The sequence below is a fragment of the Micromonospora sp. NPDC005206 genome, assembly GCF_040608175.1.
Taxonomy (GTDB): domain Bacteria; phylum Actinomycetota; class Actinomycetes; order Mycobacteriales; family Micromonosporaceae; genus Micromonospora.
Map to the genome: position 1 here is coordinate 1 of NZ_JBEXHU010000049.1, position 15,043 is coordinate 15,043.

At 67.1% G+C, this 15,043-nt stretch carries 11 protein-coding genes and 1 pseudogene; 1 reads left to right on the forward strand and 11 read right to left on the reverse strand.

Features of this window, described 5'->3' with window-relative positions:
* Positions 1-177: IS3 family transposase (locus ABZU69_RS36005; RefSeq protein WP_354968723.1), on the forward strand; the 177-nt coding region annotated here is incomplete at its 5' end.
* A 302-nt stretch (positions 178-479) separates the two neighbouring features.
* Here the strand turns inward: ABZU69_RS36005 and ABZU69_RS36010 are convergent.
* From ABZU69_RS36010 to ABZU69_RS36060, 11 genes and pseudogenes are all read right to left on the reverse strand, one after another.
* Entirely contained in the window at positions 480-2,744 is a 2,265-nt protein-coding gene (locus ABZU69_RS36010; protein WP_354968713.1) for an immunoglobulin-like domain-containing protein, read from the reverse strand.
* Between the two features lie 275 nt (positions 2,745-3,019).
* Complete coding sequence (locus ABZU69_RS36015) at positions 3,020-4,006, reverse strand: LacI family DNA-binding transcriptional regulator (protein WP_354968714.1); 987 nt, start codon at positions 4,004-4,006, stop codon at positions 3,020-3,022.
* 370 nt (positions 4,007-4,376) lie between these two features.
* Positions 4,377-5,324: an aldose 1-epimerase family protein gene (locus tag ABZU69_RS36020; protein ID WP_354968715.1), complete on the reverse strand. Its 948-nt coding sequence runs from the start codon at positions 5,322-5,324 to the stop codon at positions 4,377-4,379.
* Positions 5,321-6,835 (reverse strand): L-arabinose isomerase, encoded by a 1,515-nt coding sequence (gene araA, locus ABZU69_RS36025; RefSeq protein ID WP_354968716.1) that lies wholly within the window; start codon positions 6,833-6,835, stop codon positions 5,321-5,323. Before araA ends, ABZU69_RS36020 begins: the two co-directional genes overlap by 4 nt.
* On the reverse strand, positions 6,832-7,587 hold the full coding sequence (locus tag ABZU69_RS36030) for an L-ribulose-5-phosphate 4-epimerase (protein ID WP_354968717.1): 756 nt from the start codon (positions 7,585-7,587) through the stop codon (positions 6,832-6,834). The genes araA and ABZU69_RS36030 overlap by 4 nt, the downstream gene beginning before the upstream one ends.
* Positions 7,584-9,326 carry a ribulokinase gene (gene araB / locus ABZU69_RS36035; protein ID WP_354968718.1) on the reverse strand — a complete coding sequence of 581 codons (1,743 nt, stop codon included), beginning with the start codon at positions 9,324-9,326 and terminating at the stop codon, positions 7,584-7,586. The genes ABZU69_RS36030 and araB overlap by 4 nt, the downstream gene beginning before the upstream one ends.
* A gap of 49 nt (positions 9,327-9,375) precedes the next feature.
* A complete protein-coding gene (locus tag ABZU69_RS36040; protein WP_354968719.1) occupies positions 9,376-10,431 on the reverse strand; it encodes a sugar ABC transporter permease YjfF in 1,056 nt (351 codons plus the stop codon).
* Entirely contained in the window at positions 10,428-11,513 is a 1,086-nt protein-coding gene (locus ABZU69_RS36045) for an ABC transporter permease (RefSeq protein ID WP_354968720.1), read from the reverse strand. The genes ABZU69_RS36040 and ABZU69_RS36045 overlap by 4 nt, the downstream gene beginning before the upstream one ends.
* Complete coding sequence (locus ABZU69_RS36050; RefSeq protein ID WP_354968721.1) at positions 11,510-13,057, reverse strand: sugar ABC transporter ATP-binding protein; 1,548 nt, start codon at positions 13,055-13,057, stop codon at positions 11,510-11,512. Before ABZU69_RS36050 ends, ABZU69_RS36045 begins: the two co-directional genes overlap by 4 nt.
* A 166-nt stretch (positions 13,058-13,223) precedes the next feature.
* Positions 13,224-14,162, reverse strand: a complete 939-nt coding sequence (locus tag ABZU69_RS36055) for an ABC transporter substrate-binding protein (protein ID WP_354968722.1) — start codon at positions 14,160-14,162, stop codon at positions 13,224-13,226.
* A 450-nt stretch (positions 14,163-14,612) separates the two neighbouring features.
* Positions 14,613-15,043, reverse strand: a pseudogene (locus ABZU69_RS36060) (glycosylase); the annotation flags it as partial.

A 15,043-nucleotide genomic window follows, 5' to 3' on the forward strand; every position in this document is an offset into this window, starting at 1 on the left:
GTGCGCAACCGAGGTCCGTGGCGCGGGCTCGACGACCTGGAGATGGCCACCGTCGAGTACATCGACTGGTACAACAACCGCCGCCTGCACGGCGAACTCGGGCACATCCCGCCCGCCGAACACGAAGCCCTACACGCGATGACCCACCCGGTCACCGCACCCCTGAAAACCAGCTAACCAACTCTCCATCAAACCCGGGGCTTGACAGTCCCCACCACTGGTGTTGTCGTTGTGACCTACAAGAGGTCATCTCTTGTCCGTCTGCTCACCGTGTGTTGCAAACTCCGGCTCCAACTCGATGCCTCACTCGCGGAACCTTCACGACGCCTGGATGTTGTCTGGGCATCGCATCTGGATCGTCGGAAGGGCGGCCAGCGCGGGTCGCTGCGCCTGGTGCGGTGCCGGCAGGGCGGGCCCGACGGTGTCCGGCCCGCCCCACGAGTGACTACTGCGCGATCAGCCTGCGTCCGGTGTCGACGTCAACGCAGGTGGAACGCCCGTACCCGGTCGAGCTCGGCCTGGGTGACCGGCAGGACCGTCCCGTGCCGCGGGCGGGAGGGCAGCTGGTAGTTGGTCGACATCGTCCACTCGCCGCTGTCGAGGTCGGTGCTTTCGAACGGCACGTAGCCGCGGCCACCGAACTCGTCGATGAACAGGTACCACTTGTCCTCGGTGTTGGATTTGAAGATCGTCGGCCCCTCACCTTGGTTGATGCCGGGCTCGCCGTCGTCGCCCTTGCCGATGCAGTCGGCGACGAAGTCCCAGTCGAGGTCTCGCAGCTCGGTCGACTTCTCCGCGGTGATGAACTTGCTGCACGGTGTGGTCGAGGTGTTGTTCCGCTCGTCCTTGGTGAACCGGTAGAAGGTGTCGCCTTCCTTGATCACCGTGGAGTCGATGACCGAGTAGCCGGGGTCGACCCACACCTGGGGCTCAGAAAAGGTGCGGAAGTCGCGGGTGGTGGCGTACATCATCCGGTTGTAGGTGCCGCCGGTGTGGTTCGGGTCGTCCTGGCTGTAGAGCTTGGATGCCCAGAAGACGACGTAGGCGCCGATCGACTCGTCGTAGTACGCCTCCGGGGCCCAGGTGTTGCCCGCGGTGTCCGGCGATACCCGGACGTGCCGCTGCTCGGACCAGTTGACCAGGTCGGTGGACTCCCAGACCTCGATGTACTTGCTGCCGGTGCGCTGGGCGGCGTCCCAGTTGCCATTGCCGAAGATTTTGAGGTCGGTGGCGATGAGGTAGAACTTGTCGCCCTCGGGCGAGCGGATGATGAAGGGGTCGCGGACGCCCTTGTCACCGAAGGTGGAGGTAAGGACCGGCTGTCCGCCGTTGAGCTCGTCCCAATGCAGAGGGTCGTTGCCGCGGCTGGCGGCGAGGTAGATCTGCTCGCCGTTGGCGGAGCCTTCGCCGGTGAAGTAGGGGAACGCGTATCCGTCGAGCGGCTCCCGCTTCGGCAGTGGCCGGACCGTGAGGTCGAAGCGCCGCTTGGTTTGCTTATTGCCGAGACGCACGGTCGCGGTGAGCTTGACGGCTACGGGCTGGGCGCCGTACGCGGGACGGGTGACCTCGCCGGTTGGCGTGACGGTCTCGGGCTCTGTCGTCTTCCAGGAGATGGCGGTGCCGTGCAGCCCGGAGGTGGGCAGCGTGATGTTGCCGCGGATGTCGTCGGCGTTCCACACACGCAGGGCGTCAGCTGCTTCGGTGACCTTCTCCTGAGCCGTCAGTTCGGCCGGTACTACGACCGTGAACTGCTTGTCCTGGTGGACCTCGCCAGAGGCGATGGTGGCGGTGAGAACGACGGTGGAGTCGTCGTTGCCCGGGGCGGGTCGGGTGACGGTGCCGTCGGGGGCGACCACGGCATCGTCGCTGGAAGCCCAGGTGATGTGCGAACCGTTCGGTCCCGTGGTGGGCAGGGTGAGGTTGTCGGTGACGGCCGAGGTGTCGCCGAGGTCGAGGGCGGCGATGTCGCGGGCGACGCGCTCGGGGTCACTGACCGCGCTGAGTTCCAACACCTCGGCAGCGGTCAGGGCGTGGTCGTAGAGCCGGAAGTCGCGGACCTGGCCCTTGACGTACTTGTCGCCGCTGTAGAGGGAGCGGCCGATGTAATTTGCCGTGGTTGTGCCGCCGCCGATTGCGCCGGGCGTGATAGTCACCCCGGTCTTGCGGGCCACCTCCACGCCGTCCTCGTAGAGCACGGCGGTGCCGCCGCCAAGGGTGTAGGTGAGAGTCTTCCACTGCTCGCGAACGACGTTGTGGTTGGCGGACACGGTCTGCTCGGTGGACCAGTTCCCGGTCGCGATCGAGGTGCGGTAGGCGTTGCCGGTGGTAAAGAGGTAGCCGTTGCCCGCCCCGTTGCTGCTGTTGCCCAAGCCCCAGATGAAGTAGGGGCTGGCCTGGTCGGCAGCGATCCGTACGTCGAGCGATACCGTGATCTGCGAAAGATCACGCATCAGGTTGTCGGGCAGCTTGACGTGACCGTTGGTACCCCCGAGCTGCAGGCCCTCGGCGCCACGCCAGGTGATGTCACCACTGACGGCGGCATTCCGACCGTTCCCGGACGTGTCGGTGACGGTGCCACCTGCTGTCTGGTCCATCGGGTAGTGCACGATCAGGCCGTCGGCGGGGACCGCCTCCCCGTGGGCCGCCGAGGTGCCCAGAGTCAGGCCGATTCCGGCGAGGGCGAGGGGCATGGCGAGACGTAGGAGCCGGCGGCGTGGGCCGGCGCGGTAGCTCGATTGCAACATGGACGTCGTTCTCCTGTCGGGCGGCGACGCGCAGGTCGTCCGCCAGTGGCCAGGGTGTAGGGGTGTTGACGCCGACCCTTCCCCGCTGAGGCGGAGGATGCGGCGGGTGGTCAATGGTTAGCGTTAACATAAGAATGTCAACATCTTGTGTCAACCATCAAAAATTCGTCGTCGTGGGGTTGACGCCATCGCTGTTAGCGCTCGCGCCCTGGGCCAAGTGAGGCCAGTCGTGTGCGGTCCATCGGTCTTCTTCACGGCCGCGACAGTGCCGGCGTTCAGGGTGCGCGACCGAGCGCGCTCTGCCGGACCACCAGGTCTGGCGGGATGACGGTCGAACTGCCGCTCTCGCCGTCTCCCTCGATCTCGGCGAGCAGGATCTCGAGGCTGCGTTGCCCGACTTCGCGGAACGGCTGACTGACGGTGGTCAACGGGGGCGTCATGTACGCGGCCTCCGGGATGTCGTCGAAGCCCACGATGCTGACGTCCTCGGGCACCCGGACACCGGCCTCGTGCAGCGCCCGGAGCACACCCAACGCCGTTGAGTCGTTGGCTGCGAACACGGCGGTGGCGACGCCGGCCTTGGCTATCCTCTGGCCAGCAACGTAACCCGATTTTGCGCTCCAGTCACCGGGCAGCGCCTTCGGCGCCGGCCGGCCCTGTGCCTCCAGCGCGGCCAGCCAGCCCTCCACACGACCGTTCGCCTCGCTCCAGTCGGCCGGACCACGCACGTGGTGCACGGTCTCGTGGCCGAGCGATAGCAGGTAGTCGGTGAGCATGCGGGCGCCGAGCACCTGGTCTACCGAGACGCTGGTGACGTGCGGAAGCGCACTCTCCACCGCGACGACGGGCAGGTTCGTCGGCACGGCACGGATGAGCGCGACCGCGGCGGAGGCCTGCGGGGCGATGAGGACCAGTCCCTCCACGGACTGGTCGACCAGGCGCTGCACGGCCTGCGCCGCCGCCTCGGGCGTCGGACGACGCAGAGTCGCGACGCTGACGGCGTACCCCGCGTCCTCGGCCGCGTGCTCGATGCCATTGAGCGTGGAGGCAGGCCCGTACAGCGTGGTATCGAAGCAGACGACGCCGAGTGTCTGGGACCGGCGGGTGACCAGGCTGCGCGCGGCGCTGTTGCGCCGGTAGCCAAGCTGCTCGATAGCGAGCCGGACCCGCTCGCGGGTCTCCGGCCGGACCGTCTTCGGCTCGTTGAGAACCCGGGAAACGGTCATGTGGGAGACGCCCGCCAGCCGCGCGACATCACTCATCACCGGCAACCGACGGTTGCTCGACACGCTCACTCCGATCGCTCCCAGCCGTGCCGTCTATGGCTCATCATGCTCGATTCCCACCGTTCCATCACGTTCACCACTACTGCCCACACTGGACGACGACCTTGAGCCCGTCGCGCGCCGCCGCCCCAGCCATCCCTCGCACACATCGCTCAGGCCGAAGGCGGCGGTGATGATCGCCGTCAGACCGATCAGCCGGCGGGCAGGCGAGGCGGTGAGTCGACAGCGGATTTATGCTCGCATATATCACTCACCGCGACCACTACCTCCGTGCTGGAGCCGTTCGTTGCCAGACACTTCGTGCCACAGATCAATTTCCCCAAAGTAGTGCGGGCATCCGAGGCTCCTATTCGTCCGCGCTCGACTCGATCGCCGCAATCGTCCATGACACAGTCGTGGACTCGCCAGGATCGAGAAGGATGAGGTCCCGGTGAGAGTTGAAGGCATCGGGCGGGCAAGTCATGGGTTCAACCGCGAGTCCGACGCGATCGTGGGTTGTTCCCGGCAGGTCAGCGGTGTGGACCTGCACCCACCGGCACCTGTGATCCCATGTCATTTGGACTCCGGAACCGGAGTCGTTGGTCACGCGAACGGCATACCGCCCGTTCGCATCGGCGCGCAGATCCGTAAAGGCATGGTCGATACGCGCGTCGGCGATACGGCGTGGGACCCGGAAATCGAAGCGGGCGGGTTCGTCCTCGTCCACCGCGCGCATGCCTGTCGGTATCAGGCGGTCCGCGGTCACTGCGGAGACCTGATCCGCCGGCAGTTCCAGCGTCCAGGCGTCGAGAGGATCCGGTCCCGCGACGAGGTAGGGGTGCGGTCCGGTGCCGAATGGAGCGGTCTGCGCGCCGAGGTTGGTCGCGCGCACCGTCTGCGTGAGTCCGGAGCCATTCAGGGCGTAGGTGGTCTCGAGCCCGACCTGGAAGGGATAGCCAGCCTGTGCCTCGATCGTGGTGGCGAGCACCACGTGGCCGGGTCCCTTTTCGATTTGTTTGAAGTCGAGCCACGCGGCAAGGCCATGGAGCGCGTGACCGCGGGATGGCTCCGTCAGCGCGAGGATCTGTTCCAGCCCGGCGAACGTGTAACGGCCGTCCACCACGCGGTTGGGCCATGGTGCCAGCGTGGCACCCCGGTAAGCGGGCCGCACCTGGTCCGCCTCAAAGGGCACCACGAGGTCACGCGCTTGGAACCGCAGCACCCGCAGCGAGGCACCGACGCTGGCGATTGTCGCGGTGTAGTGGCCAGCACGGATGGTGTGCTGCGTGCCTGAAAGCGGTGCGGCTCCGCTCATAGTCCCTGGCTCAGACGGTAGTAGGCCTGGTTCCACCGGAGCTCTCGCTGGAAGTCCCGGACGGTCGTCTTCTCGTCGATGACGACGAGCTCGGTCTTCGCGATCTCGGCAAAGTCACGGAACACGTCGATCCCCACGGCAGTCGTCATGACGGTGTGGTGGGCGGCACCGGCGGCGAGCCAGCACGCTGCCGAGGTCGCGAAGTCGGGCTGGGGGCGCCACACGGCGCGGCCGACCGGGAGCTTCGGCAGGTCGGGAGCCTGAACGTTCTCGACGACGTTCGCGACGAGCCGGAAGCGGTCGCGCACGTCGCTCATCGCGACGACGAGGGCGGGGCCGGGAGCCGCCGTGAAGACCAGGCGCACCGGGTCCTCCTTGCCGCCGATGCCCAGCGGGTGAATCTCCAGGCGCGGCTTCGTGGTCGCGAGCGACGGCGAGACCTCAAGCATGTGGGCGCCGAGGATGCGCTCCGAGCCGGGCACGAGATCGTACGTGTAGTCCTCCATGAGACTCGCGCCACCGGGAAGACCCGCGCCCATCACGTTCGCGACGCGGACGAGAATCGCGGTCTTCCAGTCGCCCTCCGCCCCGAAGCCGTAGCCCTCGGCCATGAGGCGCTGCACCGCGAGCCCCGGTAGCTGCTTCAGCGTGCCAAGGTCCTCGAAGCTTGTGGTGAACGCCCCGAAACCGCCCTCCTCGAGGAACGAACGCAGGCCGAGCTCGATCGCGGCGCCGTTGCGCAGCGACGCGTGCCGCTCGCCGCCGGCCCGCAGCTCGGGGACGACGTCGTACGTCTGCTCGTACTCCGCGACCAGGGCGTCGATGTCGGCGTCGGCTGCCGCGTCCACAGCATCGGCCAGCTCGTTGACGCCCCACGTGTTCACCTGCACGCCGAAGCGCAGCTCGGCCTCCACCTTGTCGCCCTCCGTGACGGCCACGTAGCGCATGTTGTCGCCGAACCGGGCGAGCTTGAGGCTGCGGACCGCCGCCCACCCCGCGGCCGCGCGCTGCCAGTCCTCGACCTGCCGGACGACCTGCGGGTTCGAGACGTGGCCGACGACCGTCTTGCGCGCCACGCCGAGGCGCGTCTGGATGTAGCCGAATTCGCGATCGCCGTGCGCGGCCTGGTTCAGGTTCATGAAGTCGAAGTCGATGTCGCTCCACGGCAGCTCGACGTTCGCCTGCGTGTGCATGTGCAGGATCGGCTTCTGCAGCGCGTCAAGTCCAGCGATCCACATCTTGGCGGGGCTGAACGTGTGCATCCACACCACGACGCCGATGACACCGTCCGCCGCGTTCGCCTCGAGAGCAAGGCGCCGGATGGCGTCGGAGCTGGTGAGGACGGGCTTCCAAACGACGCGGACCGGCACGCCGGCGCCGAGCTCGTCGGCGATCGCGCGGGACTGCTCGGCGACCTGGCGGAGCGTCTCCTCGCCGTACAGGTCCTGGCTCCCGGTAAGGAACCACACCTCGTAGGACTCGAAGGACGTGGCGAGCGCGGTGCGGGTCATGCGTAGATCTCTTCCTGCTCGGGCGCGTCTGCGGCGGGGGTGGCGCGGCGGGCATCATCGGCCTGCCCGTACACGTTCTGGTAGCGGTCGTAGAGGCGGTCGATCGCCTCCTGCGGAATCGGGATGAGGGTGCCCGCCTCACGGGCGAGGTGCACGGTGCGCGCGACATCCTCGACCATGACGGCGGCCTTCACGGCGTCCTTCGGCGTCGCCCCGATCGTGAACGGCCCGTGGTTCTGCATCAGTACGGCCCGCGAGCGATGGCCCGTGAGGGTCTCGACGATGCCGCGGCCGATCGAGTCGTCACCGATGATCGCGAACGGCCCGATCGGGATGGGCCCCCCGAACTCGTCCGCCATCGCGGTGATGACACAAGGGATCTCCTCGCCGCGCGCCGCCCACCCCACCGCGTAGGTGGAGTGCGTGTGTACGACACCGCCCACGCCGGCCATGTGGCGGTACACGTATGCGTGTGCCGCGGTGTCGCTCGAGGGTGCCCGCTCGCTGCCGGGGGTCTCGGGGATGACGTTGCCGTCCAGGTCGCAGAGGATCATGTTCTCGGACGCCAGCGCGTCGTAGGAGACGCCGGACGGCTTGATGACGAACAGATCGGCGCCCGGGACCCGGCCCGACACGTTGCCGGCCGTCCAGACGACGAGCCCGTACCGGGTCAGCTCCCCGTGGAGGCGCGCCACCTCCACCCGGGTGGCATCGATTGCCGATTGCACGTCATGGCTGAAGATCCCGCTCACGCACTGACCCCTTCGACCAGCTCGGGGACGGACTCCGCCGCCCAGTTGGCGACCTGGAGCGCGTCGCGACGAAGTGCCCGCAGCCGCTTCATGGCCCCGGTCGCGCCCGGGCCGAAGTAGTCGTGCAGCGTGCGGTACTCAGCGAAGAGCTGGTCGTATACCGCGGCAGCCGTCTCGTTCGGGGTGTAGACCGAACGGTCGACCGCGCCCATCGCGGCGGCGGCGGCGCGGATGTCGGGATACGCCCCGGCAGCGAGGGCCGCATGGATCGCCGAGCCGAGCGCGGGACCCTGCTCGCTCGCGATCGTCGAGATCGGCAGGCGCAGCACGTCCGCGTACGTCTGCATGAGCTGCGGGTTCTTCAGCAGCCCGCCGGCGACGATGAACTCGGTCACGGGCACACCGGCGGCGGCGAAGGTCTCGACAATGACCCGCGTGCCGAACGCGGTCGCCTCCAGCAGCGCCCGGTAGCCCTGTTCGGGACGGGTTGCGAGGGTCTGCCCCACGATCACGCCCGACAGTTTGTGGTCGACGAGCACCGAACGGTTACCCGAATGCCAGTCGAGCGCCACGAGGCCGTGCGCGCCGACGGGCTCGGCGTACGCCAGATCGGTCAGGTGCTGATGGATGCTCTTGCCGGCGGCGGCAGCCTCGTCGTGCAGGCGCCCGGGCACCTGGTTGTTCACGTACCACGCGAAGATGTCGCCGACCCCGGACTGGCCAGCCTCGTAGCCGTACAGTCCCGAAACGATCCCGCCGTCGACGACGCCGCACATGCCCGGAACCTCGGCGAGCTGGTCGTGGCTCATCACATGGCAGGTCGAGGTTCCCATGATCGCGACCATCTGGCCGGGCTGGACGGCCTGGGCGGCGGGCGCGGTGACGTGCGCGTCGACGTTGCCCACCGCCACGGCGATGCCCTCAGGCAACCCGGTCCACGCCGCCGCCCGGGCGCTCAGGGTGCCCGCGACGTCCCCGAGCTGTCCGATCTGGTGGGCGACCTTGTCGTCGGCGAACCCCGCGAAGTCGGGATTCAGCGCCGCCAGGAACTCCCGGCTCGGGTACGCGCCATCCTGATAGATGCCCTTGTAGCCGGCCGTGCAGCCGTTGCGCACGTACGTGCCGGTCAGCTGCCATACGATCCAGTCGGCCGCCTCGACCCAGTGCTCCATCCGGGAGTAGAGCTCGGGGTCCTCCTCCAGCAGCTGTAGTCCCTTCGCGAACTCCCACTCGCTCGAGATGAGACCGCCGTAGCGCGTGATCCACGGCTCGCGCCGGTCATGCGCCAGGGCGTTGATGCGGTCCGCATGCGGCTGGGCGGCGTGGTGCCGCCACAGCTTGACGTACGCGTGCGGCCGCGCCGCGAACTCGGGCAGGTCGCTCAGGGGGGTCCCGTCGGCGAGGGTGGGCACCATCGTGCATGCCGTGAAGTCCGTGCCAATGCCGATCACCTCGCCCGGATCGACTCCGGAGGCCGCGACCGCGGCCGGCACCGCGTGCTTGAGCACCTCGACGTAGTCCTGCGGCGCCTGCAGTGCCCAGTCTGAACCGAGCTGCACCCGCCCTGCGGCGGCCGGTGCGGCGGTGAGGACGTCGTCCATGACGCCGTGCTCGTACTCGTGGACGGCCGAGCCGAGCTCCGCTCCGTCCGAGACGCGGACCACGATCGCCCGGCCGGACAGGGTGCCGAAGTCGACGCCGATCACGTACCGCTCTTGAATACCACTCTGTCCGTTCACACGGCCACCTCCGTCAACGAGTCCCGAACCTGCACGATCGTTACCGTCCTCACTCGCGTCTGCGTGCGGTCAGTGCTCGCTGCAGCAGCACGAAGACGAGCAAGATGCCACCGGTGATGATGGTCGTGGCCTCGGGCCTGATCCCGCCGTCCCGGGTGATCAGCACGTTCATCAGACCGAGAACGAGCGCGCCGACCACCGACCCGAGGACGTACCCCGCGCCCCCGGTCAGGAGCGTGCCGCCGATCACGACGGCTGCGATCGCGTCCAGTTCCCAGCCGATGCCCGTGATGTTCTGCGCGATACCCAACCGCGAGGTGTAGACGACCGCGGCCAGGCCGGCGAGCGTTCCGCTGATCGCGTACACCCAGAGCTTGGTGCGTACCACGGGCAGGCCCATCAGCGCGGCGGACTGCTCGGAGCCGCCGATGGCGTAAACGGTGCGGCCGGTTCGGGTCCGGTGGAGCACGACGAATCCGACGACGACGACGAGGACGGCGATCAGCACGCCCGGTGTCAGGACCAGGTCATTGACCTTTTCGCCGTCTATGATCTTCAACTTCGTCGCCAGCGATCTGATGGACGAGTCGTCGGCGAGCCGTTCGGGTGTGGTGCTCAGTGTCGAGGCGAGACCGCGGGCGAGGAACATCATCGCGAGGGTCGCGATGAAGGGCTGCACCTTGAAGTACTGGACCAGGACGCCAGACGCGACACCGAAGGCCGTGCCGATCCCGATCATCAGCACCATCACGACCCACGGGTTCCACCCGGCGTTGGCCAGGAGCAACCCGGCGACGCTGGAGAACGCGATCACGGCGCCCACCGACAGGTCGACTCCGCCGGTCAGGATGACGAACGTCATGCCCACCGCGATGATCACCAGATGGGCGTTGTTGATGAGCAGGTTCGACAGCGTGTTGTACTGCAGGATGCGCCCGTAGGCGAGTTCGCCATAGATCATCATGGCGATGAAGATCACGACGGCCGCGAGGGTCGGCACGGTGGTCAGGTTCGTCCGCCACGTCCGCGCCGCGACATCCGTCAGCCGACCGATCCGTGACTTCGTCTCCGCCCCGGGGGGATCGGGGAGAATCGTGATGGTCATGCGGTCACGCTCTCCTTAGGCGCGCGAGCCTTCGGCGCGCGAGCGGTTGGTACGGGGCGCTGCGTGAACAGATTTCGTACCCGCTCGGACTGAAGTAGGCACAGCACGATGATGACCGCCGCCTTGAAGGCGGGCGTCGCCGAGGAGGAGACGCCGAGGAACACGATCGTCTTGTCCAGCGTCGCGATCAGCAGCCCACCGACGACCGCGCCGCCCATGGAGAACTTGCCACCGGCGAGCGAGGCGCCGCCGATCACCACGGCGAGGATTGCGTCCAACTCGAGCTGGTATCCGGTCCTGGAAACGTCGACGGTCATCACGCTCGCCGTCGCGAAGACACCGGCGATCCCGGCTAGGACGCCGCTGACCGCGTAAACCGTGATGAGCAGGCCACGCGGTCTGATCCCCGCCATCCGGCTGGCCTTCGGATTGATGCCGATAGCCTCGATCATCAGACCGAGCGCGCTGCGGCGGACGACGACAGCAACGATGACCACCACCACGACGGCGAGCAGCACCACAACCGGCAAACCGATGACGTATCCGTTCGCGATCCATCGGAACGGTCCGTTGGAGGCGGCTGTGTTCTGCCCCGAGGTGATCACCTTCGCCAGCCCACGGCCGGCAAGCATCATGACGAGCGTCGAAATGAACGGCTGAAGCCCGACGACGGAGACCAGGATGCCGTTGACGACGCCCAGCAGCGCACTCACCGCCAGAGCCAGGCCCAGTGCGCCGAGCGCCACTCCGCTGGAGGTCGAGTCACCGCTCGCCTTGAGGAACTCCATGGAGACCGCGCCGGCGACGACCATGATGGAGCCGACCGACAGGTCGATCCCACCGGTCGCGATGACCAACGACATGCCGACCGCGATCATCAGGATCGGCGCGGATGCCCGAAGGATGTCGAGGAGGTTGCCCACCAGGTTGCCGTTGGCCGAGTTGACCGAAACCGCAAGGAAGGATGGGTCCTTGAGGACGTTTACCAGGAGGAGCAACAGGATCGCGATGATCCCCCAGAAGTAAGGCCGCCGGATCAGGTCTCGCCCCCCCGCGCCGGTCCGCCGCTCTGTCGTTCTCACGCGGTGCTGTCCTTCCCGTCCGGATCGATGATGTCGCTTTCGAGAGCGGCTTCCCCATGCGCGGCGATGATGTCGACGACCTCCTGGGCGGTGACATCGGGTCCGTTGATGATCTCGCCGATCTTGCGGTGGTCCTTCAGGACGACGATGCGATCGCTCAGCCGAATCACCTCCTCGAGCTCGGAGGAGATGAACACGACAGCGACGCCGCCTCCGGCGAGCTCCGCGACGCTCTCCTGGATCTCGGCCTTGGCGCCCACATCGATCCCCCGGGTTGGCTCGTCGAGTATCAGGAGCTCCGGGTTCGTCGCGAGCCAACGGCCGAGCAGTACCTTCTGCTGGTTGCCGCCGGAGAGATTCTTGATCGGCTGCTCGGGGTCGGCGGGTCGCACGTTCAGGGCAGCCATGTATTTGCTGACGATCGCGTCCTGCTCACGGCGCGGCAGCGGCCGCGCCCACCCTCGCTTGGCCTGAACGGCCAGGATGAGGTTTTCGCGGACGGTGAGATCGCCGAGGATGCCTTCGTCACGGCGGTTTTCGGTGGAGAACGCGATGCGGTGCTCGAGGCCGTCGACCGGGGTGTGGATCTCGGACTTCTTTCCCTCGATTTCCACCTCGCCGCTGTCCGGCCGGTCCGCCCCGTAGAGCAGCCGAGCGAGTTCGGTGCGACCCGATCCGAGTAGCCCGGCGAACCCGACGATCTCGCCCCGATGCAGGTCCAGATCCGTGGGCTCGATCGAACCCGTCCGGCCGATCCCGGTCGCCTTCACGAGGGGGATGACGGTCCGGTCGCGCTCCTCGGTCTGACGGTTGGATCCCAAGGACTTCAGCGCCGCGAGATCCTTGCCGATCATCTTCGAGATGAGCACGGTGCGGTCCAGTTCGCGGGTGAGGTACTCGCCCTCGTACTTCCCGTTCCGCAGCACCGTCAGGCGATCACTGATCGCGTACACCTGATCGAGGAAGTGCGATACGAAGAGGATCGCCACCCCCTGGTCACGCAGCCGGCGGATCACCTGGAACAGCCCGTCGACCTCGTTCGCGTCGAGGCTCGACGTGGGCTCGTCGAGGATGAGAACTTTGGAGTCCGTGACCATCGCCCGGCTGATCGCCACCAGCTGCTGCATCGCCAGCGAGACACTGGAAAGGGGTCGGCGCGGGTTGAGATGCCCGAGCCCCAGCTTGGCGAGCGCTTCCGTCGCCGCCTTGTTGGTGGCCCGCCAGTTCACGCCGATCCGGCCGCGCACCTCGTGTCCGAGCATGACGTTCTCACCGATCGTCAGGTTCGTACACAGGTTCACCTCCTGGTACACGGTGGAGATGCCCGCCGCCTGGGCGTCGGCGGTGCCGTTCAGGCGCCGCCCCTGCCCCGCGATCAGGATGGACCCGGCATCGATCCGATAGACGCCTGTCAGCGCTTTGATGAGAGTGGACTTGCCGGCGCCGTTCTCACCCATCAGGGTGTGGACTTCCCCCTGAAAGAGTCGGAAGTCGACGTTGTCGAGCGCCTTCACCCCGGGGAACGCGATGGAGATGCCCTGCATCTCGACGATCGGTGGTGATCCTGTCATTTTCCCTACCTCGCAGCTGCCGCCTGCAACCACCACGATCGACTCGCAGTGGTGATGTCACGCGGTGCGGGGCCTCCCCCGGTTCGGAAGGCCCCGGCACCGCCGGCCCAGATCGGGGCCGATCGGGCGCCGCCCGGAACTAGTACTTCCGGCTGGGCAGCGCCGTCTTGGCCGCATCCGGCGAGTTGAACGTCAGGCTCGGCACGATGATGTACGACTCGACCTTGTCACCAGCGAGAACCTTCTTCACCGCGTCCAGGGCCGTCTCACCGAACAACGGGTTGTACTCCGCGACGAAGCTCAGCTTGCCGTCCGCCAGCGCCTGGACGGCGTTGTGCGTGCCGTCGATCGTGGCGATCTTCACGTCCTTGCCGGGCACCAGGCCAGCCTCCTCGACAGCGAGGACAGCGCCGAGGCCCATCTCGTCGTTCTGCGCGAAGACGAGCTGGACGTTGTTCTTGTTCGACTTGAGCACCGTCTCGAAGACGCTCTTCGCCTCCTCCGTCGACCAGTTGGCCGTCTGCGCGCCGAGCTTCTTGAACTCGGTCTTCGCGCCGATCGTCTCGTTCCAGCCACGGTTGCGCTCGTTGACGACGGAGACGCCCGCGGGCCCCTCGATCACGAAGTAGTTCGCCCCCTGGGGGAAGGTCTCCGCGGCCCATCCGGCGACCGACTTGCTGACCTGCAAGTTGTCGGGCGCGATGCGGGTGGCGTAGAGGTCGGTCGCGTCGGGCTCGATGCCACGGTCGATCAGGATGACGGGAATCTCCGCCTCCTGGGCGCGCTTGAGCGAGTCCTCCCAGCCCGAGCCCTCCGTCGCCGACAGCAGGATGACATCCACGCCCTCGTCCACAAAGGACGTAAACGCGTCGATCTGCGACTTCTGGTCCAGGTTCGTAGCCGGGGCGTACTTCAGGTCGAAGCCGGCCTCCTTCGTGAAGGTCTCCTGCATGTTGGCCTCGTTGGCCTGCCGCCATGCACCCTCCGGACCGACGGCTACAAAGCCGATCGTGGTCAGCTCGTCGCCTCCGCCAGTGTCGCCTCCACCGCTGGAACACGCCGACAGGCCAATCGCCATGACTCCCGCGCTAACGACGCACAGTAGCCGGCGGAATCTCCTGTTCCTCGCCATCTGGTCTCCTCCTCAAAATCGGCTCGAGGCAGTCCCGAGCCGGGTGGCAGTCAATATCGTGCAGTCGCGTTCGGTGTGCGCTGACAAGCGAGCAGATGTTATCGCTAACACTGTCGAGACACAAGCCTAATTGGAATCGGTTGAAATGACGGGTTCGCGCGACCGATAGGAGCTGTAACCGGGAGTTGCCAGTTCGTACCGGAGCACGGTTACTGCGCCGCCCAGGGACTGCGCGGCGTGGTTGAAATAGCGAATTGCTGCCCACGAGAATTGCCGGGCGTTATTGACGCGTCAAGGCGTTTGCCCAGCGGAATGTGGGCGATACCGCGGCCCGGTCGACTCGAGTCGACCGGGCCGCGGCCTTTGGTGGGCGGATTCGACGACGGCCGGTGTCTCCTATGGAGCGAGTTCCTTGTTCGACCGGGCCGCGTGGGAGACGATGAGGTCATTCTCCGCGGCGGTGAAGACGCCCGCATCGAGGAACTCCTCGGCGATGCGGGTGACGGTGCTGACGAACTGGCCGTGATTCTCGAAGGGCGCCTGATCCCAGACCAGGTCGAGGAAGGTCGGGCCGTCGGTGCCGGGTGAGGTGATTCCCTGCACGGGTACGTCGTAGTTCGGCAGGCCGTCGTTGCGCTTGTGGTTCGGTACGCCGGTGTCGACCGACCCGAACACGATCGTCGGCTCGACCCGCCGGAAGTACGACGAGGCGGCCTGGGCGTCGCCGATGTAGTACGGCCGCAGGTTGAAGCCGTGGGTGGTGAAGAGCAGGTCACCCCCCGCCGTGGTGCTGGCCTGGGTGATCGCCGCGCGGGCGTAGTCGCCGT

Coding starts and splice junctions, on each gene's coding strand:
- ABZU69_RS36010 (WP_354968713.1), bottom strand. CDS start 2,744: ATGTTGCAATCGAGCTACCGCGCCGGCCCACGCCGCCGGCTCCTACGT.
- ABZU69_RS36015 (WP_354968714.1), bottom strand. CDS start 4,006: ATGAGTGATGTCGCGCGGCTGGCGGGCGTCTCCCACATGACCGTTTCC.
- ABZU69_RS36020 (WP_354968715.1), bottom strand. CDS start 5,324: ATGAGCGGAGCCGCACCGCTTTCAGGCACGCAGCACACCATCCGTGCT.
- araA (WP_354968716.1), bottom strand. CDS start 6,835: ATGACCCGCACCGCGCTCGCCACGTCCTTCGAGTCCTACGAGGTGTGG.
- ABZU69_RS36040 (WP_354968719.1), bottom strand. CDS start 10,431: ATGACCATCACGATTCTCCCCGATCCCCCCGGGGCGGAGACGAAGTCA.
- ABZU69_RS36050 (WP_354968721.1), bottom strand. CDS start 13,057: ATGCAGGGCATCTCCATCGCGTTCCCCGGGGTGAAGGCGCTCGACAAC.
- ABZU69_RS36055 (WP_354968722.1), bottom strand. CDS start 14,162: ATGGCGATTGGCCTGTCGGCGTGTTCCAGCGGTGGAGGCGACACTGGC.